Genomic DNA, 1,754 nt, shown 5'->3' on the forward strand with positions numbered 1-1,754 from the left:
CGGGAACGCGGGCGGATGCCCGGGGACCCACACCCCGTCGTCGGCGAGCCGCTGCCCCTGCGCCCCGAGCACCTCGTGCGGGGGGCCGTCGGCGACCACGCCGCCCTCACCGATCACGATCACGCGGGTCATGAGGGGCAGCCACACGTCGAGCCGGTGCTCCACGACCACGAGCGTGGCGGGGTGGGTGTCGAGCAGGCGCGACACCGCGTCGCGCACCTCCGCCACCCCGTGCGGGTCGAGGTTCGCGGTGGGCTCGTCGAGCAGCAGCAGTCCGGGGCGCATGGCGAGGAGTCCCGCGAGCGCGAGGCGCTGCTTCTGGCCGCCCGACAGCGCCTTGGTGGGGTGGTCGAGCGGCACGTCGAGCCCCACGGCCTCCAGGGCGGCGGTGACGCGCGGCCAGATCTCGGCGCGCGGGATGCCCAGGTTCTCGCAGCCGAAGGCGACGTCGTCGCCCACGCGTGCCAGGGTCACCTGCGAGTCGGGGTCTTGCAGCACCAGTCCCGCGCGACCCCGGGTGGCGGTCGCCGCGGCGCCGTCGACGAGCAGCCGGCCCTCGCTCTCGCCCTCCTCCTCGCCGCCCAGCACACCGGCGAGCCCGTGCAGCAGCGTCGACTTGCCCGCGCCGGATGCGCCGAGCACGAGCACGCGCTCGCCCGGCTCGATGCGGAACGACACGTCGCGCAGGGCCCAGGCGAGGCGACTCGCGTGACGCCACCCCCACCCTCGAGCCTCGACGGCGGCGGGGGTGGCCTGCTCGGCCCCCATCAGACGCGGACGCGCGCCTCGCGGCCGGAGCCGAACCGGTCGAGCGCGCCGGTCGCCGCGATGCCCCTGGCCAGAACCCACGACAGCGCCCCCGCGATCACCGCGCCGGAGACGACGGTGCTGAGCAGGTAGATCGTCGTGAACGCCGGGCCGGATCCGGCGTACCAGAGCACGAGGTTGTTGATGCCGCCCGCGAGTGCGGCGCCCGCACCGGCGAGGATCGCGACGGGCAGCGACCAGCGACGGTAGAAGAACAGCAGGAAGACGAGCTCGGCGCCGAGCCCCTGCACGAGCCCGGCCTCGAGGGTGAGGAAGCCGCCCCACTGGTTGCCGATGAGCGCCGAGACGACGGCGGCGAGCAGTTCGACGTAGATCGCGGCTCCGGCCTTGCGGATGATGAGTCCGCCGAGCACGCCCGCGAACAGCCAGGGGCCGTCGAGCAGGCCCTGCAGCCCGGGGAGCAGCGGTTCGAGGAGGGCCTTGGGGCCGAGGTAGCCGACGTTCCAGGCGAGGAAGATCAGGCCGGCGGCGACACCGAGGACACTGGCGACGACGATGTCGACGATGCGCCAGCGCAGGTAGCTGCGCGGCGCGGCCGCCGTCGAGGTCTTCGCGGATGCGGACGTGGATGTGGACGTACTCATAGGAACTCCTCCCTGCGCTGGCATGACCCAGATCAGGTTCGACGGTCGAAGCGCGATTCGCTCCCTCTCAGCCCGGCTCGCCGGACTCCCGTGGTTGTGCTGACGATCCTACCCGGTCCGCCGGTTGGCGCGTCGCCGCCCCGGCGCGGCCGATTCCCGGCCGGATTCGGTACCGTAAGCGGGTGACCGCATCCGATCCCGCCGGCGAGGCGACGGGCATCGGCGGCAACGGCCCCGCTCCGACTGCTGCCCCCTCCGACGACGCCCCCACGTCCGCGCTGCGCTCGCGGGCGCGGGCGACCACCACCCCACCGACCGGGAGCGACGACGCGGGCGACGACG

The 1,754-nt window shown here is 74.2% G+C and carries 2 protein-coding genes and 1 riboswitch; both genes read right to left on the reverse strand.

Annotation, left to right across the window (positions count from 1 at the left end):
* Positions 1-768: ABC transporter ATP-binding protein (locus DW299_RS09420; RefSeq protein ID WP_205814361.1), on the reverse strand; the 768-nt coding region annotated here is incomplete at its 3' end.
* Positions 768-1,412 (reverse strand): ECF transporter S component, encoded by a 645-nt coding sequence (locus DW299_RS09425; RefSeq protein ID WP_136033345.1) that lies wholly within the window; start codon positions 1,410-1,412, stop codon positions 768-770. The genes DW299_RS09425 and DW299_RS09420, both read right to left, overlap by 1 nt.
* Positions 1,403-1,514: riboswitch (TPP riboswitch) on the reverse strand. (Overlaps the previous gene by 10 nt.)
* Positions 1,515-1,754: the final 240 nt, after the last annotated feature.

The organism is Microbacterium sp. K35, from assembly GCF_004794375.1.
Classification (GTDB): Bacteria; Actinomycetota; Actinomycetes; order Actinomycetales; family Microbacteriaceae; genus Microbacterium; species Microbacterium sufflavum.